We start from the raw sequence: 22,433 nt of genomic DNA, 5'->3' as shown, positions 1-22,433 counted from the left end.
GGGGGGATTTATCCGGCACTGACGATATATTGGCTGGCAATAAAGCGACCTTTTCCCATATTCGGCGTTGTCACATCCGGGCCACTCGATGGATTATTCGCCGGTTGTGTCGGGGTGAAACGGGCGGTAAATTGCTGCCCGACCACGATCACCGTGGCGGTGCTGCGACAAAAGTTTGCCTGCTGGCTGGTATCCAATTGAGCAATGGTGATCATCCCCATGCCGGGTATCGGGTGGCTAGGGGTAATATATTGCGCCTGAAACTGGACCTTTTTTTCGTCACCCACAATGGCGATCTTTTTGCCTTGGATCTGGGCGTGCCCGCTGCCTCTAATGGTTGCCGGTCCCAGCAGGGTGACTTGCCGGTTGCCGAATAGCGGTTCAAATAGCAGATTGTCACCATCCACCACGAGTTGTTTACTCATAGGTTCACCCACACCTGGCCTTCGCTGACTTCAAGGATGCCATCAATTTGTTGGTTGATTTCGCTGCCTCTCAGGGAGTAAGTCACTTGAACATGGAGGGTATTTGGCAAGTCCGTTCTCTGATTGACCTGAATCACCGTGATTTCCGCGCGCGGTTCATAACGCAGTACGCGTTCTTCAATTCGAGTTTGGATTTCTGCTATCAGTGCATCATTGATATTGGCAAACAGATAATCATTCAGGCCACAACCGTAATCTTCACGCATAATTCTTTCGCCGGGTTCAGTGAGAAAGAGAATTTTCATGCTTTGGCGAACATTTTCCGCACCGGCTGCCATTTGGACACCGGTGGGTATTTCTGACTGTATATTCTCTTGGATAAAAAACTGTGGCGGAAAAGCCCAACCCCGGCCATAAATATCGGCTAATATGTTGTCTGTCATTTTGCTGTCCTATTATTGTGTTAAGTTAATTTTCGCACCTTTAATATCGACGCCGGACTTTCCAGTGGCTGACAAGGATTTTTCCGCCTGTAGGTTAATTTCCTGGGCTTTGGTGATCAGATTTTTCGCTGAATCTAGCGTGATATCTTTATCCTGTTGCAGTGATAATGAATGTTTTCCGCTATTAAGGGCGGCAATTTTATCTTGATGATTGAACACTAATGCTTGTTGATTATCCCCTTGTTTAATGACTAGGGTTTTTATTGGATTTTTTTCACTGGGTGCTATTGGTGCTTTATTTTTCGGGTTGTGCATAGCGCCTAATATCACCGGGAAGCGGGGATCGCATTCAAAGAAGCCGATAATCACCTCATCCCCCGGTTCCGGGTAGAAACAGAACCCGCTTTCATGACTGGCATAAGGTTTACCCAGTCGGGCAAAAAGTACGCTGTTGGTTAAGTTTAACGCCGGTATTCTGACCGGAATTCGGTCCAGTGACTGCTTGTCCTGTTGGTATTTTTCCACAATCCCTACATGCAGCTCTTTAACTTGCGGGATCGCCGGTTCTGCCTCCGGCAACAGGCCCAGAGTTAGCCGGGTGCGCCAGCCTTGCCGCTGATTGATGGTCTGACTGACGCCGGTGATAACACCTTTACCATCCATTCCTTGGCCAAAGCCGCTTAACGCCAGAACATCCCCCGGTTGATAGCGGCTATTCCCTGCGACTTCAACATTGCCGGAGACGTTATCACTTCGCAGGTTATTCAGGATGCCTTGCGCAAGGTATTTGGCTTGTTCATTATCTTGCGGATAGCTAAAAACCCATTGCCATGTCTGATCGGATAAGGTTGCCAAACTGTCTGGCGCGAGTTGACCACTGCCAAACCCGCTGTTTTTTGCCTGAGTGGCCTGAGACAGTTTTTGTTGTGCGATATCCCAGGATTGTACGCTCACCGTTTTGGGGCTGTGCCGGTTATCCCATTGCAGATCTGCCTCAAACAGCACAATGTCTTGATCACCGGCACGTTGTTTAATTGTGTGCACGGTCGATTGATTCAGTGATTCTGGCGTCACCAGCGTGACCGTCTCGTTACCGGGTAATAACCAGATATTGGTGGCGATCAGCCGGTTTTTTAAGAATTTCCAGTCATGGCAGCGAAACTGGACCATTTGCTCATGTTCAGTTTTAAGCTGAGGCGCCTGTTTTATCGTGACAGGTATACCTGCTTGACTGAATAGTTTTCTGATAATGGCTTCATCACTTTGTTGACTGAATAACTGTGAATGGAAATTGTCAGTGAGTTTTTGCAGTGGATGTTTCGCCGTTAGGGTAACCAGACTGTCCTGACCTTTGAACTTAAGCGCTTGCCGAACAATGATCCCTTTAAACAACACGGTTTTTTGCAGTCTCACGATCAGTTCTTGATTGGGCCGACAGCTTGTGAGTTCAGCTTGAGCTTTAGCGGCAAAAATCGCGTTGGCGTCACCGGCTACGCTAAGCGTGATATTGGCTGTGGGGATACCGTTGATTGGGTGGTTTACGGTCAGACTCATCACAGAAAACTGGCTGAGGGTTTTCCCCGCTATTTTAACGTCTATCGCCGGTATCTTCATGCATCCCCCTGTGCCTGTAGCGTTTGCCCCGGGGTGAAATCATCAAGATTATCCAGATTGTTTTGCCAAGCGAGGGTGAGGTAATCAATGCCGCCTGCCAGAGAAGCCCCGGCGCCTAAGGCGATTAACGGCAGAGAGAGCATATCGGTCACGCTGACTGCGGTGATCGGCGGTGATTTTAACTGCTGTTCAGTGGCTTGAATAACAAAGCTTTCGTCCGCAATCAGCGATAACGTGGCGCTGGCTCGCAGTGGCGTAGCGTCCCGGTCAAATAGGGTGTAATTGAGGGTGAGATCACTAGCCCGGCAGGCGAAATAACCTTTGTTTTCCCAACGCATTTTGCCCCATTTGATTTTGAGGAAGTGGGGCACGTTGGTGCTGGCATCCACCGTACACAAAGCTTTCAAGGTTGCTAGTTGGGTTTCTACCGGGATGTTGTTGCCCGGCATGGTCGCGTCAAATAGCAGAACTAACGTCAAACCGGCGGGTTGTGATAGCACATATCGGCTGCTTTGGCTGGCATTGTTAACGCTTTCATCCTGTTGGTAGTGGGTTTGATAATCGAGCTGGATCCCATCAGGGTTATACATTGCCTGTAAGCTGCCTACGGAGATTTTCCCTTCCCGGTCTTTAAAGGCGGTCAGGGTGAGTTTGGACAGGCTGCGTTCAATTAAGCTCATAATAGCCTCCTGTTTCACGCAACGCCTCTAACACTTCCCGTTTGATAATCTCGATCAGACGGGCGTTATCTAGCGTCTCTTGGGCTAATGTCTGTGATGTGATGGGATTACTCTCGGAATCAGTCACTTTAGCTCGAATAATCAGCTCCTTAATTTCGACGGTCATACTTTTACTCCTAACCAGCGCATATCTTGATAACGCAACTCCAGTGAATTCACCAAAACGGTATTGCTATTGGCGTCAAAGTCGCCGGTGGACCAGCGTACCGGTAGTGCGTTGCTTAATGTCCAACTTGCCACGGGTAACGAATTTTCATTCAGTAACATAATCACGACATCGGCATAGACCGCTTTTTCGCCACGCAGGACACGATCAAACACCAGCGTGAGGGGTGTCACCGTCATCACGCCACGCTCCAACATCAGACTGCCATGTTGGATTTTTTCGGCCAGCCAGGTATTTCTGGCGTTTTCCCCGCCTTGGCTGTGTTGGCTAGTTTGTAACTCACGGCTCAGGCCCGATATCCGTTGAAAGGCGATATCCAGTGGACTGGGAATGTTGTTAAAAAGAAAACTGGCGATAAAACGGTGTGACACTGCCGGGGTGTAGAGGTTGTTCATATGTTGCCTCTGTTTCACTTAGCGGGTGGTACCGGTACGGGTATCGAATGTCAGGCTTAACTCAATAAATTCGGCTGGAATTAAGACCGCGAGGCTGATTTTTATGATCATTTTTCCGGCCCGTATATCGGCTTCATTCATTGATTCACCAACACCGAGCAACACCTTGAAAGCTTGATCTTCTTGGGTTCCTCGTAGCCCGCCGTTTAACCATAACTGGCGTAACCAGTTATAGGTTTGCCCTTTAAACTTCATCCAGGTGATGGCGTTATTGGGTTCAAAGACGAAGGCCCGGCCTAGTTGAGTCATATGGGCTTCGATATAAGAAATCAGACGACGGATCTGGATATAACGCCAGAGGGAACCGGGGGTATTGTCCAAGGTTCGGCATCCCCAGATCCTAATGCCTTTGCCGGGAAAGCTGCGGACCAGATTCAGCGAGGTGCCATCTGGGTTAAAGAGTGCATTCGCTTCAATATAAGAGTGTACCGGGCTAATGACTTTGGCTAAGGCAATGTTGGCCGGAGCGGTCCATACGCCTTGTTGGTTATCGTTACGCTGGATGACGGCAGCTACTGCGGCGGTCGGTGAAAGTACGATAGGGTTTTGCGTATTATCCTGATAGGCGCTTTTTAGCCGCGGCCAGTATACGGCGCCCCATTGTTGATCAGCGGAAGAAAACCGTTTTAAACACTCAGCAGCTAATGTGGGATTGTCTGGGGCATCCAATAATCCCATGATACCGCGTCGGCTCTTGCAAAGATTGAGCACCGATTGCCAAAATTGTAACCAAAGATCTCTTTGAATATAGGAAATATCTGTCTGATTAAAGCGGATAACATCTGGGGTGATAATCAGGGTAATGTCGTTCTCTGCGGCAATCGTTTGAGTCAGCCACTCTTGTTGTAGTGCAGTGATCAATGACGGAAAATCGCTTAATTGTTTATCAGTACCCAGTGACAGCACATAAGCTTGTTGACCGCCGTTTTCAAAGAAATGGCGCACGGCATAGTACATTAACCCTGTTTTTTTAAACGACAGGGTAAAATCGGCTAAGCTATTTAGTTTGATGGTGGTTTTATCACTGACATGGCTATTTTCAGCAGGTTGGGTATAACCAATAAAAACCGGTATACCGATAAACGAGTCATCCTGTTTTGGGGATATCAGATTTTCTGTGACGGTGACGCTCGGCCGTGTTATCTCCATTATCGTCTCCTTAACGACTGAATAGACGCGGTGTTTAACCGCGTCTCAGTACGATTACTGTGCTACATTTTGTGAAAACTGAAGGATAATAAATTCAGCCGGACGTACCGCAGCCATGCCCACTTTGACAATCATTTTCCCTTGTTTAATGTCGTCGTCAGACATGGTGATGCCTTTACCAATCTGAACAAAATAGGCTTCTTGGGGTTTATTGCCTGCTAATGCCCCTTGTTGCCATAAGGAATAGAGATAGTTGTCAATGGCTGACTTCACTCGTTCCCAGGTGGGTTGGCTGTTGGATTCAAAGACGACGGATTGCATAGCTTGTTTGATATCTCGCTCTGCGCTATTAAAGAGACGCCGTACCGGAATGTAACGCCAGTTGTCATCATTTTGCAGAGTACGTGCGCCCCACACCACAAATCCCCGATGGTTGAAGTAGCGGATGGCATTGATGCCCTGTTGATTCATGGTGCCTTGTTCATCGTCATTGAGTCGTTCAGTGACATCACCAATTCCGCTTAGCACGACATTCGCCGGGGCTTTCCAGACACCACGGCTGGCGTCCGTGGCGCAGTAGACTCCCGCCATCACTGCACTGGCAGGAATAGTGTTGCCGTTGGCGGTTATTTTGTCTTGTATTGCTTTAACAACTTGTTGGTAGACAGCGAGGTTTTTCTGTTTGAGTTGCGCCAGATTTGTGATTGCATCGGGTTTTGTTTCTGCATCTTCATAACCTGAAACTGCGATCAGGCTATCTTCCACTGGAATAAGTTGTGAGACTTTCACCGCCGGATAGTAAGTTGCGGTTTGCGATTGCACATTAACGCCAGGTATGCTGGTTTTAGTTTGACTGTCAGCGATCAGGAAATACCCGGCATTCAATAATGCGGGTGTTAAGCTGCCGTATATTGCACTCTGGTAAGAAGAATCCTGTTCAGGGCAGACGATTAAGGTAATCTCCAGAGCTTGCTCAATTAACTCGGGGATTAATGCCAAAGTGGCAGTCTCTTGGGGATTAGCAACCGGCAGGATATAACAAGGTCCACCGCCATTTTGAAAATAAAGTTTTACCGCATCACTACTTGTTGTGTAAGTACCGACAGTGACAGCGTAAGTGTAACTGGAGCCTGTATCACCCGCGTTAACAGCGATATTGGTAGTGGCAACAACCGCTGTATCGTTTTCAACGTTCCCGGAAGGAGGAGAGGGAGGCGGTGGTGTTGGTTTTGTCGATGTGATGGCGATTGACGTAATACAACCGACATTAAATAGATTCATAAAATCCAGCCAGCTACTCACACGTATCGCTTTTAGGGTTGCACGGGTTTCTTTAGGCTGGAAGCGGCCAATAAAAACAGGTATTGCGGTGTTCCCGTGGCTGATAGAGAGCGATAATGACGCATCTTCTTCAATATAGACGCCGGGATAGGTCGGTGTTGTTGGCATGCTGCCTCCCATTATTGAGCGATATTCTGCGTGAACTGCAAGATAATGAATTCGGCTGGACGGACAGCGGCCATACCGATTTTGACGATCATTTTGCCTTGCTTGATATCGTCATCAGTCATGGTGACGCCTTTACCGATTTGAACAAAATAAGCCTGATCGGCCTTGTCGCCCATCAATCCGCCTTGCTGCCAGAGGGAATGGAGATAGTTATCAATGGCCCGGCGTACAGCTTCCCAGGTGGGTTGGCTGTTAGGCTCAAACATCGCGAAACTCATGGCATTTTTAATGTCCCGTTCCGCGCTGTTAAACAGGCGGCGAACCGGGATATAACGCCAGTTATCGCTGTCCTCAAGGGTTCTGGCTCCCCAGACCAACGTACCGCTCTTAGGAAAGGTACGGATCATATTCAGTGCCTTACCTTGGTTATATTTCCCTTGCAGGTCGTTGGTCATCGGATATTTAGGTTGTAATCCGCCCTGAACAGGGACATTGGCGGGAGCTTGCCAGACGCCCCGGCTGTTATCGACACTGGCATAGATACCGGCCATGACTGCACTAGGTGGGATATCAACCAGGGCTCTCTTTTCTCCCCATTCGGCGGTCAGCCAGGGGTAGTAAACTGCGCCGTATTGAGTTGCTGAATAAGGCTTAAGGACATCATCTGGTGTTTGGGTTGAGCTTATTTGAGTTTTAGGGCCGTCAAAAATGGCGAATACTCCTTTGCCTAATTGACAAAGTGTTCCGACGGCGGTTGTGATCTCTTCTCCGGCGGCAACCAATAGCGTGACATCATCAAGTACCGGTACTTGCTTTTCTAAATCTTGCGTTTTGACGAGATAACCATATCCACCGCCGTTAATAAAATAGGCTCGCAGTGCGATATCCAGTTTATCGGAAGGATTAAATTGTCCACCTTTTAGTGTTAAATACTCCAGCCAGCTACTGACGCGAATATAGGGCTTACCTGATATTAATGAATTATTATTTGCGACGGCAAAAACAGGCACTGCCGTTGCACCGGAACGAACAGAGAGGGACGGTGAAGCGTCCTCTTCAATATAAACGCCGGGATAAGTTGGGGTTATTGGCATATTGCCTCCAAGTTATTGTGCGATATTTTGCGCAAACAGTAGGATGATGAATTCGGTCGTGATGAGCCATGCCAATATTGATCATCATGTGTTAGCGCATGGATAATTGGCTATGTCAGACGATTATCTTCTGCAATATAAACATCGGGATAGATTGTTATTGTGGATCTATTAAGGTGCTTGAATGGTAACCCGATCTGCGACCAGTGCGATTTCTTGAACGGCAATATCATTGCTGGTGGCATCAAAAGAGGGGGAGGTGAATGACGTTGGGAAAGCATTTGCCACATTCCAGGTCATTAAAATTTCGGTGCCGGCTTCATTGGTCAGGCTAATTGCAATATCTTTCTTTTCAACCTGATTAAGTTGAATAGAGTTAATCCAGTCAAAAAGTTTAGTGTCGCCAGGGAATACCCCTTTACGCAGGGTGATATTGATTGATTGACGTTGGCCCGGCATTTTGTAGTAATTACCGGTACCATCTTTATATTCGATAACTTCATGAGAAATATCTAGCCCGGAAACGTTGTTAAAGGGGATTTGTTCGTCACCAACTGAGACAACAAACCGATAAGTAGGAATGGGATAGTCAACAGCGATTTGTGCTGGAGTTGTAGCCATGGTTTCTTCCTTTATTATTTACATTTGAAATATAAGAAAAACGTCTATTATGTTGTTTTTCCTAGTACTTGACTATTGGGTATAGCTACCGCAATAACCTGGTTTATATCGGTTATTGTTCGTATTTAAAAAATTGTTCAATGATTATTTAAATCACCTTTGATAAAACAAAATAATTATAGAGAATGAATTCTCATGAGGAATATCAATTAATAATAATGGTAATTGTTAATTAATATGGTAGGTGTTAATTATTTCATATGTCAACATTTCCCTATTGTTTCTATAAACAGGGTGATAAATTACATGTGTGATATTTAATTTTTAATAATATTGTATGTTTAAGGAATGTTTTATTGTCATGGTGGAATGATTTTGCTGATAAACTAATAATCAGGGGAGAATTAATCACTTTGATGATTATTAATGGAATAGGTTAAAATGCTTATTGGAGTACAAGGGAATGAGATTTATTCTAGGGTAGAGAAAATAAAAGAGAGTGCGCCATAAATGGCGCAAAATTTGTTTGATCTGGCTTGATATTGTATTTTTATTGGCTACCCATTGTTTGGGTGTTATTGATACGAAAAAAATATTATACGAAATACGACATATAAAGACGGGTTAATCTCCTTTATTCCTTTGGACCAGGCATTTTATGCCAGATATTTGTGCCTTTCTTTTTGTATTCAGTAATACAATTCAGGGGAATCGGGGTAATAAATGTCAGCTCTTCTGTACGCGCGGGCATCATTGCGACGAATGCTGATTGTTGAAGAGTCTGATGGCTCATCAAAAATGCGGGATAATTAATTCCTCTTTTATCTTGTTTAATTTCCTGACCAATAGTTTCTCTACTCATCTCCTGCGGTCTTAGTCCAGGAATTTCCATCTTGTACAGGTAGGCAGCGTGTCCCCCATATCCACCACAATCGGTATTTATTCCTGTGGATACATAGTTCTGATTTGGACTCCTGACATGTCCTACCATATGCGCTGATGGTCCATCACTAATAAATGCATCCGTCAATGCATTCTTAATCTCGGTAACGTGTTTTTTTGACCATGGATAAAATCCACCTGCGGCTACGATTTTTTCAGGGTCCCGATTATCTCCTCTAAAAATAATGACATCTTTTTGATCTGTCAGTTCTAATTCATGTTTGCCAACGGGTAAAGTTGAAGATGTTATGTCATTAAAACTTGATGTTAATAATGTCTCAGAATCTACAGTGGAAGACGTTGATCGATTAGCTGCTGATGTTGAACTTTCCGCAGTTGTAATATCTGGAAGTTTTTTTCCCTGTAAAAATGCTGGCTTTGGTTTTGGCTTTGGTTTATTAGTAGTTACAGAAGAACTGCTTGATGAAGAGGGCATCGCAAATTGGGAAGAGGATTTTGGGGTGTCGGAGAATCCTTGTTCATTCAATGCCTTTATACGTTCACTTATTGTCAATGTACGCTCAGTAGGAGCCAAAATATCAGTTTGTGATGAGCTTTCTTTTTGCTTTTCATCTTTGTTAGATTCGTTTTCCATATTATCACCTATTAGTTTTGAGTAAGAAGTATATATAGGATAAATAATCATATTAAGAGTTTATGTTTAATTCAATAGCCTTGCCTCACAGCATAATTCTGTATGTTTTAATTTTTTCATTTAACTGTTTGTATTTTATGATGGAATCACAAGATAGATGATTTAATTAAAATTCATTTTCAGACTTGTCTTATTTTTTAATGAATGTTTTGTTGCAATAAAAACTGACTAATCAGAAAAATAATAAAATAGATGGATTTAAAAACTGAATTGTGATGGGGAATTAATTGGGAGTAGTGGGAGCTATATTTGATAATATATCTCCCGGTTTTTTTATAAAAGTCATGATACTCTGATCATATTTCACAAAATATTTACAGGGTCTTTGACATTTCACTTTATCTTGCTTGAAGAGATCAGGTAGAATTATATCGTCATATTGATTGAATATTTAATACTAAACTTCAACTTAATGTAATAACTTTTTTTACTTCCACTCTTTATATATAAATTATTAACATCTAAAATACTTGTTTCAAGCTTTCCATTTTTTATTATTCCAGATTTAAAATCTTGGGAGTTGCTATTAATGATATTTGCCAGATAAATCCCCATCATATCTAAATTTGGAACCTTGGTAGCCAATAAGCGGGATCCTTCTGAATCATTGATTTCTAAAATAACATTGCCATCTGATCGCTCTCCTCCTTTAAAATATAAATATTGTCCTGTCTCTATTTCACTAAAATCAAGCAAGTTATTACTATATAGATTGAAGCTGGATAGAAAATAATTATCTGGCACAATTTGTTTTTGCATTAATTCAGGGCTATCTTCTTCTTTTCCTGGTAAGAAGATGTCATAGTTTTCTTTTTTTAAATAATCATCGAAAGTAATAATCTTATCATCTGTTGTCACCCCGCCAATCACATATTCGCTATAACTTATCGTGTTATGACTATTTTTAAATAACATCGATGTTAAAAGATATTTTATATCTCGCGGCTTATTAAGATATTCATTGCTATTAATAGTGGAAGTCTCTCGTTGAGTTCTGCTTGAACTTGCAGATTTAGATTGTGGCAGTGTTTTCAACGTTTTATTTTCCCAATACTGTTCATGTTTATTTCTATAGCCACGAGTTACTGCATAAGAGCGAGTTGTACTTCTGGGTTTGCCATTATCCCAAATTTCTCTGCACGCTAATACATGAATATTTTCATAATTTTTCTCCTTAATGAATTCAATAAGATCCTTAATACTGACTTTTTTATCAATAGGAACATTCGGATTAATGCTTATTAAGTCAACAGCCGGCGTTCCATCATTTACTTTTATTATTGTTTTTCTGTTTTCTATTAATGCCAAAACATATTCTTTTTCTTTATCTTTTTCATACCATGAAAATTGATATTCTGCGACTTTGGGTACTGAGTTATTTTTTAATTTTGAAGCGCTAATACCTGTTGCATTTTCTGCTGTTAAATATGTATGTTTTTCTATAATATTGCCAATGTTTTTTAACTGTTCAAATTTCTTTTCAGTAAATAGCGATTTTAATAAGTCATAGTCTTTATATCTGTTAGGGAAGGCCGCCCAGAATTTTTCATAATTTCCACCAACCGCTGAATGAGGATTTAACTTATTAAACTCATTAACAAATCGCTCAATAAGTGGATCATCTAATCGGTATTCATCTGGTGCCCAAAACATAAGATTTTTACTTTTTGGAAATATAATTGGCCTTGCTGAATTTTCACGGCCACCATGAGCGGAGAAAATGGCGGTTTTACTGGTAGCAGGCGTACCATCTTTATTCCATGCCGTATAGACATTAAATTTAGAGTTAGATTCGTCAACCCCCACCGCATAGTTTGAATCACTGTTATCCAATATTTTAAATTTACCAACTTCTCCTTTATCCCTTGGCAGAAAAAAGGCATCCTGGCGAGCATCCCCTGTCGGTGATTTAACGAAAGTTTTAGGTTTATTGGCATTTTCGGTCAAAATCTTTTCCGATGAGCTTGTTAATGCTTTAAATCTTTTATGCTTATTAATATAGGCCAGAGAATAGGCTGCTCTGGCTGTTCTGCCATTCCCATCACCAAAAGGATGAATTTCAATTAAAGTTGAATAGATTAGGAAAGGATCAACGCCATTAACGCTTTTTGTCCTGGTTAGATAATAAGGAAGAATAGTTTTGGATGATTCTATATGTGGAAATATTTGATCACCAAAACCACGATAATGCCTTAAATTAGCATCTGGTTTTAAGCGATATAGTTCATCATGTAATTGTGTTAATACATTAAAGTCACTGATATCTTTGTCAATATATTTTGATAGCAAACTCGTGACATGTTTTGCATTATTAGCATTTGATGTACTTTTACTGACAATCCAATTTGCGGCTTTATTTAAATGACTGCTTCCTGAAATATTCTCAACATTAATAATTTTTCCTGTTTGATCTGAGAATGTTAATTTCTCATCCAGGAAATTTGATATATCATTAATTCGTTTTCTGTCATTTTTTAAAGAATAACTTCTTGCTGTTATTTCATCTTCGAGTTTCCTGAATGACATTTTATTGATTGGATTCCCTTCATAATCTAATGTGATTGAATCCTTTATCATTTTGTTGAGTTTTTCCCACCCAACAACTTCAGCTAATTCTTTAGCTTCTTGAGTTTTCATCAGGTATGATTGTAAAACCTCGGTCTTTTTCTCGGTATTAAATCTTGACCAATACTTTCGATCAAGAAACCATTTATATCTCTTTCGAATATTCTCTAGTTGCCATGGATTAGAGCCTGAGCCAGGAATTTTCTTGACATTCTCTTTTGCTAGCTGATAATTTTCTCTGTAATTAATATTTGTTTTTTTAATATTAAATTTATCAGTAATATATCCACCGTTATTATTAATTACCTTTGCACCTTTAGTCATTCTCCCTCGGGTTGTCTGATTACCGAAAATGGCATGAAAAGCGGATGAAACCGTAAAATTAACCCAAGCTTCTTGTTGTAATGCGTGGCTTTCTTCATTCGTGTTCGCAATCGCTGATTGAATGAGCGGTATGACGGTATTGGCCGTAATGGTGACTAAATAACCTTTAATTGGGCTGACAGGGAGAATCATTGAGACAGCATCAAGAACTTGTCTGAGTATATTAAGATAATAATCAGCCATAATTTCACTTTCTGTATAACTTATCTCATCCATATGTTCTATATATTTATTAAGAAACTCGTCTACGGTTGTCCCTGTAGAGTCAGGCAGTTTATTAATTCCTTCATTGATATAATATTTCACATCTTCATTATTTCTAAATTTATTGATATATCTTTCATAATCACCGTTAACATCCTGCAATTTGATTAAAATATTTTCAACGTTGCTGTTTAATAAATACTGTATGTCTTTCCCACTATATTCAATTTTATTGAACTCCTTGTGATTAATATTTCTAATGAGGTCATAAACCGTGAAATATTTAGTGATGGGTTTGGGGTGATTTTTACATACATCAAAATGTCTATTAATTTTAGGCTTGCATTTATCCAGTCTTCTCTTTGAAATAATAACAGTAACTTGTTGTTCTAAATTAACACGGCTAACAGAGATTTCTTCAACTCTGGATTCAATATACTGATAAGGTGATAATATTTTTGATACCGTATCTTCTGCTTTTGCCAATCTCTTAAGCCTTGTAATAACGTTCTGATTAAACTCACTGACTTTATTAATTAAACTATTATTAAGCAGTTCTTGCTGCATTTCAGATGTGATCCCCTCAGGGAAAATAATTTTTTGTTTAACATAATCTGATATACTCCCCTTTAATAATCCCAGAATCGAAACGCCAATAATACTATCTTCAACTGCAAGTGAGGTTTCTATATCAATTTTAGAAGTAAGATTATGTTCTTGGCGCCATCCTTCAAAATAGTCAATTAGAACCAGGTTATTAAGTTCTTCATTATCAAAATGAGATTCATGATAACGATTTAATTCTTCTGCATATTTAGCCTTTAAATATTGTAACGAAGTGTATCCATAAAAATCATAATTATAAGGAATATGATTGGACATGACAGCGATAGAAGTGGCATCAGGTTCAAATTGCTGATTTTTATTAAAATAGATCATTTCTTCATATTTACTTTCTAATTCAAATATTGAATAAGTGTGTTGATGAATATCTGCATGATGAAATGCTCTGAAATAGCTTGCATAAGGTTCTTGTTCAACCCTTAATCTATTATAAATAAAGTTTTTACCGTTGTATATTTCATAAGCTTTTGTAAAATCTTCTTCAGAGAAAATCGCGATAGGAATATCAGAATGGTAGCCGCTATAAATTGGTTCACTGATTTGATAGTTAAATTTCATGCTATTAATTCCTTTTCTGTTTATTTTATTATTAGATGATGATAAATTCTATTTGGTATTTTTTAGTAATAAAATAGTTATTAGTTTATCTTATCGTATTATTTTCAATTAAATTGGTTGATATGGTTTTTTGTTTTTATTTGGATTTTTATAATATAATTAACCCTTGTTATTCTCTGATGAAAGTTTTAATACTTGTTTGTTAATGCTATTAATTCTAATTTCTATTTTATTTCTTGCCCTTGCTAATGTATCTAAGGTTAATTTTTCCCCCTTTATTTTAGAGGAAAATCCGGAAAGGCTCATTGCATTATCGCCATAGTTTCTACGCATAAATGTGACTGCATCAGCATGGCTTTCATTGAGAACTTCACGGATACTGTTGGTGAAATCTAATATATGTCTGGCTTTATCATCACTCAATCCGGCTAATGCTTTATGGTGCGATACGGCCAGTTCAGCCAGTTTATAGGCCGGAATTTTTGCTGGAGATATTTTGCTTGCAATTTGTGATGTGATTAAACCACCGGCAGTCACTTTTAGATTGTCTTTATTACCAAGTTTTTTCTTTATTGCTTTTAAGATAGGGTTTTTATCGTAATTATTGATATCGAATATCATATTTCTTGTTTTAGGATAAGGGTGTGCGATTTCCAATTTCTCATTTAATTTTTCAATCGCTGTATCATTAAGATAATTTAATCCTGTTCCGGCTAATGCGCCAATACCCATGCCAGCCAGAGTGCCAATACCCGGTGCGATAGCACTTCCTATGGCTCCGCCAATAGCGCCGCCGGCTATACTGCCACCTGTATTTAATAGGGTTTGTAATGCCGTCGTCCCTATATTTTTAGCCATATTATTTCCAGCAGATTCAGGGGAATCCATTGATTTTAAGGTCCAGTCTAATTGTTTTAAGTGACCTTTAACCACAACCATCCATTTGTAATATTCGGAAATGTTTTCTTTCCAAAATGTATATTCATTAGTTTGGTCTAAACTAACCGCACTATTTCCCCTCATGTGATTTAAATCTAATCCCAGACCTAATGATGTGCTGCCTATATGACTCTCATCATGTTCAGTCTGTATTGAAGGTTTTTTAACGCTATTCTCTAAATGTTGAGTATTTTCACTGTATTTTTTGTTTGGCATATTACCCTCTTTTTATTTATCCAAGGCAAGTCCATAAATTAAGTTATGATTGGCGTGTGAAATTTTCTCAGTACTACGATTTCAGGCCGATTATAACAACCGTTTTTTGAGTGAATTGATAACCTTAATGGTATTGCCTTTCTTGCCAGGAGAAACAATAGCATCCTCCGATAATACTTTGACGTTCACCTTGCCTTGATCATCCCTGGCCAGCAGCGCATAGCTGTAACCAGCCCTGATAGCCAGTTTTTCAGGCTTGATTTCGTCATAGTTAAAAACGCTGACATTTTCTGCTGTGTTATCAATCACCGCTCCCGGTTTTCCCATATAAGTAATAACACTCTGATCATATTTGGCAAAAATATTCACTAAATCGTTGTTTTGTTCACCAGCCGTAACCGGCTCGCTATCCGGTAAAAGGGCTTGATGGCTCTGATTGGTTGTGACAACACCTTGCCGTCCCGTTTTCCACTCATCATCACCCGGCTTTTGCCCCGTATGATAGGCAAAGAAATAGTTACCCTTCACGGCATACATCATGGTACAACCGCTCAATGCGCCGGACGTAATAATGACCGGATATTCAGGCTGTATATCCGCTAAATCAATTTTTATCCCTACGGTTCCCGATGCGCCATTGACCACATTTATACCGATAATATTGGGGTCCAACGTATTTTCGCCCCAATGCATGCCTATGGTTGCTGAACCTGATTCGGAAGAGGTGACCTGGTCGCCACTAAATCCGGCAATAACACCATGAAAAGGATTTTTATGATTGGAGTGGCTATCTTTCAGAGGCATCGCCTGTGCAAGCTTATGATTACTGTCATAGCGATGAGCGATGACCGGTATGTTAATGGGTGCATCTTCGCTGCCGACCAATAGCCCTTTATTTTTCAGCGGGGAAATATGTCCTTTGTTAAGCTCTCTATCCGCGAGAAGTTGTTTTAATCCTTTGGTTGGCCTGCTTTCATGGTCTTTCTTCACAGGCTGGAGGGTAAGAGGTTCATTTCCATCAGAAAAGTCTGATAATGGTGATATCCTGGCGGTATTTTTAGAACGTCGTCTGGACGTTGTCTGAGAATTAGCACGTTTGAACATGAATAAGTCCTATTAAGTTAATTAGTTAATCAAATACAGTTTTAACTGGTGATGACAATATTCCAGAATAACTATGGCAAGCTGAGAAATCATCACCGGCTTGTTTCGTTGTTACTCATTAAATAATAGTTTTAAATTACAATTAATTTATAAGATGTTGCTTCGGAAATAATAATGTTAGTACTGTTTATTTTAATAATAGCTTCTTGGCTATTTTGCCATTTTAGAAGGATATTTTTTATTTGTGATAAATAAGTTGATTGGGTAATGCCAGAAACATCAAGTTCAAGGAGCATGTTTTTATTTTCCTGATTTTCCTTGGTAAGTTTGGTTGTCAGATTGACTTTAGTCAGGGCAAGATGGATATCTTCGGTACCACCTAAATCGGCACACAATTTGTCTTTCAGAGCTTGATTTATTTGTGAACTGTCCAGATGGGGTTTTTGAATCACAGAAGCGGAGATTTTGCCGACTGGGATTACACTGTCTTCAATATTTTGCAGTTTCATTGGTACGGTAATGGAATACATTAAAGAGAGACGCGGGCGATTACCAAGAGCTTGCCAAAAATTACCCAGGCTGTTTAAATTTTCCTGTTGTGGAATAATCCGGGTGTAGGCTCCGGGAATGCCGGTTAATTGGCGATGATTAATTAATGCATTTAAAACCCGTGTCATCACTTGTGCGGCTTGATTATCGGGCTGACTATCCGGGCTGGAACTGTCGCTTGAGGGTTTACTGGCATCCCAATAAGTAATTAAATAGTTGCAATTGATATTTATCCACCCCGGTAATAATGTGCTGGTCATCGGGTTATAACGTCTTGGTTCCGCAGAGCGTAATTGTAAATCTTCATTGATATCATAAAGAAATACACTTACCGTCGGCTCCGATTGAATTGAATTAATTTCTGGCAGATCAAAACGGATATCAATTTTATTCCCATTAATATTTAAATACTGGGATAAAACATTATTTAATGCGTTATTAACCTCAATAATCGCATTGTCAGAAGCAATGATACTTGTCATATTGACTCCAATCTTATTCATTTTTTAAAAAACCAGTCGGCCCGTTTTGTTTAATTCAAGTGTCACGGCACGATCGATATGTTTATTTTCGATCAGTTCACTGTGATCATGCTTTGCTAACATGGATGCTAATAAAGCAATATTTCTGATATTAGCGCCGGTTAAATCAGCCCGTTTAGCCAGATGTTCAAGATCAAGTTGATCGGAGAGTTTAAGCTGCTCAGGCCAAATGATTTGCCACATTTTTTTACGTAATGCTTCATCAGGATAAGTGAAACGCGTAATAAAGGTGAAACGGCGGTTAAATGCACTGTCCAAATGACTGCGGTTATTAGTGGCTAAAATCACTAATCCCGGATAATTTTCCAGTCGTTGTAATAAGTAAGAAACTTCAATATTGGCGTGTCTGTCTTGTGCATCTTTAGTTTCACTGCGTTTGCCAAATAGAGCATCGGCTTCATCGAAAAACAACACTCCAGAATCTGCTTCGGCTAAATCGAAAATACGGGAGATATTTTTCTCCGTTTCACCAATATATTTATTCACCACCGTAGAGAGATCGACTTTAATTAGATCAACACCAAGATGCCCGGCAATCACTTCTGCGGCCATGGTTTTTCCGGTCCCGGATTCGCCGTAAAATAGAGCACTAACGCCGGTGCCATAACCGATTTTTTCCCGAAAGCCGGTAGCCAGAATTTGATCACGATAATGAATGGCGGCAATGATTTCTTTTAATTGTTGCGCTAATGCATCGGAAATCACCAAATCAGTAAAGCCGCGTTTGGGGGTTATTCGTTGAGCTAATTTACCGAAATTTTGTTGAGCGCGGAAACTTAATGCTTTACGCAGATCGGTTTCTTCTAATTGGCCTTCTGGTTTTCGTAGTATTTGATATTGGGATGCTTCTTCAATAATCAGTGGTAATGTTTCTGGTGTAAATGAAAAACGCTGACACAATTGAGTGACGTTCATTTTCTGGATTATATTATCCGGCAAGTTTGCTTCCAGCATCGTTTTTTTATCTGCCAGCGTAAGTGCTGGCATATCAATTTGCACCATTGGCAGGTGTTTAATCCAGACTAACTCATCTCCCGGTTCTACCAGACAAATTGTTTTTAATTTGGGTTGATTCAGTAAAGTGGATAATTCGCTATGCAATATTTTCTTTTTATCTGTGAGTAAAGAAAAATGACGGATTAATAAGCAAGCATCGTGTAGCCGGGCTTCCCGTACTGTGTCTGTTAGTAAGTTAGATATTGTGGTTTGGTTCTCTTCGTCAGGCAAGAGGGCCAAATCGAGTGTTAAGGTATTAATATGATGAGACGCCATAATATGACTAACTGCTATTTCTCTGGCGCTGTCCGGTTTTCCTCTGAGTATGACCAGTGGGTGAATATCGTCTGTTTCATTGAGTAATATGTTTTCAAGTGAATGATAAAGGGTTTGTGGATACCAACTCTCTGAGTCTGGCGTACTCCAATAAACACAGGTTGTTAGAGGAGGCAAAATAACCTGTTGTCCTGATAGAAAATGCCAGACAGCGCTGTGAGTTAAAAATTGCGTCTGTAACCAGATAGGTTCTTCGTGGTGATTGATGCGTAATAGTTGGTTACTGATTAACGGTGTTTGCGGCAACAAGCTGTTTTGCAGTAATTGCCGATCACTTTGGCGTTGGCTGAATAGTTCAATCGCTAAAGCAAAACTCGGCCACTGTTTTTTACTGTTACCGTTGAGAGAGGCAAATAGTGCATGATAACGGCTGTCAAAATGCGGCAATAAACCTAATAGCAAGGCATCCCGTTCAAATTCAGTGAGCTCAAAACGTTCGACCAATAATGACAAGGCATCCGGGACAGTAGTTTCCTTTGTTACTGGATGGCTAATAATATCATCGGGTTTAGTTAACCAATGGGGAATGCCCTGTGGTTTTGCCAGATGCTGTTCTAATTCATCTTCGGTAAGTAAAAAACTTTCCGGTAAGGAATCGTATCTGTCACTCTTTTGGTAATAATAATATTGTAGCCGCAGATCGATACGTTCCAAATGGGGATAAATCCAAGGTGATTTTGCCACTATATCGTGGTTATTTGTCAGCGGGTAATCCATATAAACCTTCTAAATATTTTGCCAGTCGATGCGTAAAGGGCGATCCAGCCAGAGAAGTTTGGCGATATTTAATGGCCACGGCCAATCAGCCAACAGCGCATCAAATGGCTGATGCTGGATGGTGATTTTGATTTCTTGCTCGTCTGCCAGTAATTCACCCGGTCGTTGTAAAAACAGTTGGCGGACATCATTACGGCTTAATTTTTTCCAGCCGGGAAGTTGGGCAATAACTGCATCCAGCCATTGATCTGCTATCAATTGTTTTTCCGGCTCGATAGGGAGTGATGTAATATTTTTATCGGCCATTAGCCCACACAGAACGTAATTCAGTGCTTTTCTTTCTGCTGGTCTCTCTTCGGTTCCCCAAATCAGGTAGTCAAGTAAATCAACGGCATTAAACTGAGCCTGACGATGAATAAATTTCTGTGTTTCAAGCAGGCCAAGTTGATTAAACAGCGCGGGTAGCATCGGCCACAGAATTAATATCCCGGCATTATTGATTTTGCTTGGAGATAATAAAATCTGTTCAGAATGTGGTTTGTTGATCGTTTGAAATGGGTTGTGGTTATCTCCTCTTATAACCGATGTATTATCCGATGTTGATAATGTTTGCCGATTTTCGGCGATTATCTTTTTATTTGTCGAATGTTGATATTGCTGAATATTTGAAATATCAACATGAGTCATGGTTGATTCTTTACCGGATGCATTTTCATCTATGTGGTTTGGCATAAAGCATGCCAATAGATATTGGTATTCTTCAACCGACAGGTGCTTTTTGCAAAGCTGTGAAACAGCAGCTGTTTGCCAGAGTTGTTTTAGCCAACTATTTAATGGCGTATTGTGGGTCATAGCTTGGCGAAATAATCTAATAACAGGCGCGGCATTAAGTACACCGTTATTGAGTTCAGTGGTAATACGCGAGATGACTTGCGCATCGGGTTTAAGCATTTCCTGTGCATTATGTCGTTGTATATATTCCAGTGCATTGAGTATCAGTTGTCCGGAGGAGGCAAGCTCCTCCTGATGTTGTGGTTTGTTTACTCTTTTGGATAATCTGCGGTTGATGGCGCTCAATAAAGCGGGTTGTCTGATAGCGGAAAGCCGTTGCAGGCCATGTTCAGATAAACAGCCTTTTGCTAATAATAATGCGGATTTGTTTTCTATCCGTATTAATTGATTTATTAATTGCTTAGTCTTTATGTCACTGTTTTTATTATTAGTTATTGCCTCCATTGTATTTTGTTGGGAATCTTTTTGATATAAAAAATGAATGAAATTTTCTGCATCAATGAAATTATTATCGCCAGATAAAGAAGGATTATGGGTGATTTTATTTTGCATTGGTGCATTTAGGTGAATTTCTTTCTTATGATTTATCTGGTATTGGCTTAGTGCTTTATTTAAAGCAGAATTCATCCGGATTGGAAACAATGAATTAAAATCATGCAAGCTTATTTCTCCAAGATCCAGAGTTAATGTTTCTAAATAGATACCCTGATGAATGGGATGTTGAATGAAAAATGTATTAAATAAGTTGTTTATATTGATTTGATTAAGCAGGGAGCCATGCAATACTTTTTTAGCTACCTGTTGATTATTAGCTTCAATAGTAATGGTAATCCGATTTAACAGATTTGGCTCCGAAGTCATGCTAATATTCTCTTTATGATTAATGGATGATTTGAATTTTTAATAAATATTATGTTTTCATAATGAAAGCAAGAATATAATAAGGGGGAATAATATTAGCGTTAGCATCAACAGCATGGGTGTGTTCTTCTCCATTCCCAGTGTCAGATGTGTGAAAATAATAGGATGTGGTGTCATATCCCGTTTCGACAAAAAGGTTTCTGCCTTTTCCCCAAATACTCTGAAAATCTTGAGTGCCAGGATTGTTATCAAGCTTTCTTTTATTATTCAAAGTAGAATTTCCATATATTGAACCTGAGTCACTAAAGTAACTCATTCCTCCTTTATGATTATGTTTTGGCATTTGACTCGAGGAAAGCTTTGTGCCTTTTATTGTGATGGTGAGTTTTTTATTCGTCGTACTTATTCTGAATTCTTTAGCATTAATACTACCTGAAGCTTTATCATTACTCTTTCCATTAATATCGGAGAGTTTGCCTCCTAGAATAAATCGATCGATTAAATTGGGTGTATTATTATTACCGTCGCACAGTGCCCAACCTGTAGGAACACTACTACCAGAAAACATCACAATCATTCCTTTTGGGAGTACTTTATTGGGATCAATACTGACGCCGCTTGAATTAACCGTGATACCGTTACCGGCTTTGACTGAAACACCATTACTATCAACGTTAATACCATTACTGGCCTTAACATCTAATCCATCACCTATTTTTATCCCCCAACCAAGTCTTACAGATATCCCTGTAGATTCGACGTTAATTGTTTTATCTTTGGATTTTACAGAGACACCATTAGTATCAACATTGATGCCATTATTGGCTTTGACTGCAACACCACTACTATTAACGGTGATACCGTTGGCAGCTTTGACAGCCACATTATCATTATTGACAGCAATGCCATTGCCTTGACCAACACATATTCCATTGGTTTTATTAACCAGACCGCTGCCAAGGTCTACGGATAAAATATCCTTTTCGAGTATTAATGGAGAAAAGTCCTGGCTGGCAAGCGTGCCCATTTTCAAATTGAGCGTACCGTTATCAGCCAGTTTTAATCCTTCTCCTGGTCCATTTTGTTGTGGTGCCAGGCCACAGGCTTTGCGACCGATATCAGCAATATTAATCAAGTCGGCATAATCGGTTTGTAGTGGAATACTGCCCTCTTTAAAACGCTTTTTTAAATCATCTGCTGATGGGGAACTTGATTTGAGATTAATATCTTCCAGATTGAGTTCTGCACTGTATAGATTATATTTTTTTACCATTTTTATCACCTTATATTATG

18 protein-coding genes are annotated in these 22,433 nt (G+C 40.2%); all 18 read right to left on the bottom strand.

Translation table 11 applies throughout. The features are described 5' to 3' along the window. Positions 1–8 precede the first annotated feature (8 nt). Positions 9–425: a hypothetical protein gene (locus ACGF63_RS17435; RefSeq protein WP_152962868.1), complete on the bottom strand. Its 417-nt coding sequence runs from the start codon at positions 423–425 to the stop codon at positions 9–11. Next, positions 422–868, bottom strand: coding sequence for a GPW/gp25 family protein (locus ACGF63_RS17430; protein WP_036848622.1), 447 nt, complete (start codon positions 866–868; stop codon positions 422–424). The genes ACGF63_RS17435 and ACGF63_RS17430 overlap by 4 nt, the downstream gene beginning before the upstream one ends. 12 nt (positions 869–880) lie before the next feature. Then, positions 881–2,482, bottom strand: coding sequence for a phage baseplate assembly protein V (locus ACGF63_RS17425; protein WP_387632331.1), 1,602 nt, complete (start codon positions 2,480–2,482; stop codon positions 881–883). Further along, positions 2,479–3,162, bottom strand: a complete 684-nt coding sequence (locus ACGF63_RS17420; protein WP_036848627.1) for a hypothetical protein — start codon at positions 3,160–3,162, stop codon at positions 2,479–2,481. Before ACGF63_RS17420 ends, ACGF63_RS17425 begins: the two co-directional genes overlap by 4 nt. Next, a complete protein-coding gene (locus tag ACGF63_RS17415; protein WP_036848631.1) occupies positions 3,149–3,328 on the bottom strand; it encodes a DUF5908 family protein in 180 nt (59 codons plus the stop codon). Before ACGF63_RS17415 ends, ACGF63_RS17420 begins: the two co-directional genes overlap by 14 nt. Beyond that, positions 3,325–3,783, bottom strand: a complete 459-nt coding sequence (locus ACGF63_RS17410; RefSeq protein WP_023046315.1) for a phage tail protein — start codon at positions 3,781–3,783, stop codon at positions 3,325–3,327. Before ACGF63_RS17410 ends, ACGF63_RS17415 begins: the two co-directional genes overlap by 4 nt. An 18-nt stretch (positions 3,784–3,801) precedes the next feature. Next, positions 3,802–4,992, bottom strand: coding sequence for a phage tail sheath C-terminal domain-containing protein (locus ACGF63_RS17405; protein ID WP_152962871.1), 1,191 nt, complete (start codon positions 4,990–4,992; stop codon positions 3,802–3,804). Positions 4,993–5,046: 54 nt separating this feature from the next. Continuing rightward, positions 5,047–6,441 (bottom strand): phage tail sheath C-terminal domain-containing protein, encoded by a 1,395-nt coding sequence (locus tag ACGF63_RS17400; protein WP_152962872.1) that lies wholly within the window; start codon positions 6,439–6,441, stop codon positions 5,047–5,049. An 11-nt stretch (positions 6,442–6,452) separates the two neighbouring features. After that, a complete protein-coding gene (locus ACGF63_RS17395) occupies positions 6,453–7,535 on the bottom strand; it encodes a phage tail sheath C-terminal domain-containing protein (protein ID WP_152962873.1) in 1,083 nt (360 codons plus the stop codon). Between the two features lie 171 nt (positions 7,536–7,706). After that, a complete protein-coding gene (locus ACGF63_RS17390; RefSeq protein WP_036848642.1) occupies positions 7,707–8,156 on the bottom strand; it encodes a phage tail protein in 450 nt (149 codons plus the stop codon). Positions 8,157–8,790: 634 nt separating this feature from the next. Next, positions 8,791–9,693, bottom strand: a complete 903-nt coding sequence (locus ACGF63_RS17385) for a hypothetical protein (RefSeq protein WP_152962874.1) — start codon at positions 9,691–9,693, stop codon at positions 8,791–8,793. Positions 9,694–10,119: 426 nt separating this feature from the next. Further along, complete coding sequence (locus ACGF63_RS17380; protein ID WP_152962875.1) at positions 10,120–14,088, bottom strand: putative adhesin; 3,969 nt, start codon at positions 14,086–14,088, stop codon at positions 10,120–10,122. A 159-nt stretch (positions 14,089–14,247) separates the two neighbouring features. Next, positions 14,248–15,243: a hypothetical protein gene (locus tag ACGF63_RS17375; RefSeq protein ID WP_152962876.1), complete on the bottom strand. Its 996-nt coding sequence runs from the start codon at positions 15,241–15,243 to the stop codon at positions 14,248–14,250. A gap of 90 nt (positions 15,244–15,333) precedes the next feature. Then, the gene (locus ACGF63_RS17370) at positions 15,334–16,347 is read right to left on the bottom strand and encodes a cytotoxic necrotizing factor Rho-activating domain-containing protein (protein WP_152962877.1); all 1,014 of its coding nucleotides are present in this window, start codon (positions 16,345–16,347) and stop codon (positions 15,334–15,336) included. A gap of 131 nt (positions 16,348–16,478) precedes the next feature. Continuing rightward, complete coding sequence (locus ACGF63_RS17365; protein ID WP_387632323.1) at positions 16,479–17,378, bottom strand: DUF4255 domain-containing protein; 900 nt, start codon at positions 17,376–17,378, stop codon at positions 16,479–16,481. A 24-nt stretch (positions 17,379–17,402) separates the two neighbouring features. Continuing rightward, entirely contained in the window at positions 17,403–19,487 is a 2,085-nt protein-coding gene (locus ACGF63_RS17360; RefSeq protein ID WP_387632321.1) for an ATP-binding protein, read from the bottom strand. Positions 19,488–19,496: 9 nt separating this feature from the next. Continuing rightward, the gene (locus tag ACGF63_RS17355; protein ID WP_387632318.1) at positions 19,497–21,140 is read right to left on the bottom strand and encodes a contractile injection system tape measure protein; all 1,644 of its coding nucleotides are present in this window, start codon (positions 21,138–21,140) and stop codon (positions 19,497–19,499) included. Between the two features lie 49 nt (positions 21,141–21,189). Further along, positions 21,190–22,413: a tail fiber protein gene (locus tag ACGF63_RS17350; RefSeq protein ID WP_387632315.1), complete on the bottom strand. Its 1,224-nt coding sequence runs from the start codon at positions 22,411–22,413 to the stop codon at positions 21,190–21,192. Between the last annotated feature and the right edge of the window lie 20 nt (positions 22,414–22,433).

This window comes from Photorhabdus sp. RM322S (assembly GCF_042879395.1).
GTDB lineage: Bacteria > Pseudomonadota > Gammaproteobacteria > Enterobacterales > Enterobacteriaceae > Photorhabdus > Photorhabdus khanii.
This window is presented reverse-complemented; position numbering and strand designations above follow the sequence as displayed.

Bases quoted from the DNA above. Each gene is read 5' to 3' on its own strand.
- ACGF63_RS17435 (WP_152962868.1), bottom strand. From the start codon at position 425: ATGAGTAAACAACTCGTGGTGGATGGTGACAATCTGCTATTTGAACCG.
- ACGF63_RS17430 (WP_036848622.1), bottom strand. From the start codon at position 868: ATGACAGACAACATATTAGCCGATATTTATGGCCGGGGTTGGGCTTTT.
- ACGF63_RS17425 (WP_387632331.1), bottom strand. From the start codon at position 2,482: ATGAAGATACCGGCGATAGACGTTAAAATAGCGGGGAAAACCCTCAGC.
- ACGF63_RS17420 (WP_036848627.1), bottom strand. From the start codon at position 3,162: ATGAGCTTAATTGAACGCAGCCTGTCCAAACTCACCCTGACCGCCTTT.
- ACGF63_RS17415 (WP_036848631.1), bottom strand. From the start codon at position 3,328: ATGACCGTCGAAATTAAGGAGCTGATTATTCGAGCTAAAGTGACTGAT.
- ACGF63_RS17410 (WP_023046315.1), bottom strand. From the start codon at position 3,783: ATGAACAACCTCTACACCCCGGCAGTGTCACACCGTTTTATCGCCAGT.
- ACGF63_RS17405 (WP_152962871.1), bottom strand. From the start codon at position 4,992: ATGGAGATAACACGGCCGAGCGTCACCGTCACAGAAAATCTGATATCC.
- ACGF63_RS17400 (WP_152962872.1), bottom strand. From the start codon at position 6,441: ATGCCAACAACACCGACCTATCCCGGCGTCTATATTGAAGAAGATGCG.
- ACGF63_RS17395 (WP_152962873.1), bottom strand. From the start codon at position 7,535: ATGCCAATAACCCCAACTTATCCCGGCGTTTATATTGAAGAGGACGCT.
- ACGF63_RS17390 (WP_036848642.1), bottom strand. From the start codon at position 8,156: ATGGCTACAACTCCAGCACAAATCGCTGTTGACTATCCCATTCCTACT.
- ACGF63_RS17385 (WP_152962874.1), bottom strand. From the start codon at position 9,693: ATGGAAAACGAATCTAACAAAGATGAAAAGCAAAAAGAAAGCTCATCA.
- ACGF63_RS17380 (WP_152962875.1), bottom strand. From the start codon at position 14,088: ATGAAATTTAACTATCAAATCAGTGAACCAATTTATAGCGGCTACCAT.
- ACGF63_RS17375 (WP_152962876.1), bottom strand. From the start codon at position 15,243: ATGCCAAACAAAAAATACAGTGAAAATACTCAACATTTAGAGAATAGC.
- ACGF63_RS17370 (WP_152962877.1), bottom strand. From the start codon at position 16,347: ATGTTCAAACGTGCTAATTCTCAGACAACGTCCAGACGACGTTCTAAA.
- ACGF63_RS17365 (WP_387632323.1), bottom strand. From the start codon at position 17,378: ATGACAAGTATCATTGCTTCTGACAATGCGATTATTGAGGTTAATAAC.
- ACGF63_RS17360 (WP_387632321.1), bottom strand. From the start codon at position 19,487: ATGGATTACCCGCTGACAAATAACCACGATATAGTGGCAAAATCACCT.
- ACGF63_RS17355 (WP_387632318.1), bottom strand. From the start codon at position 21,140: ATGACTTCGGAGCCAAATCTGTTAAATCGGATTACCATTACTATTGAA.
- ACGF63_RS17350 (WP_387632315.1), bottom strand. From the start codon at position 22,413: ATGGTAAAAAAATATAATCTATACAGTGCAGAACTCAATCTGGAAGAT.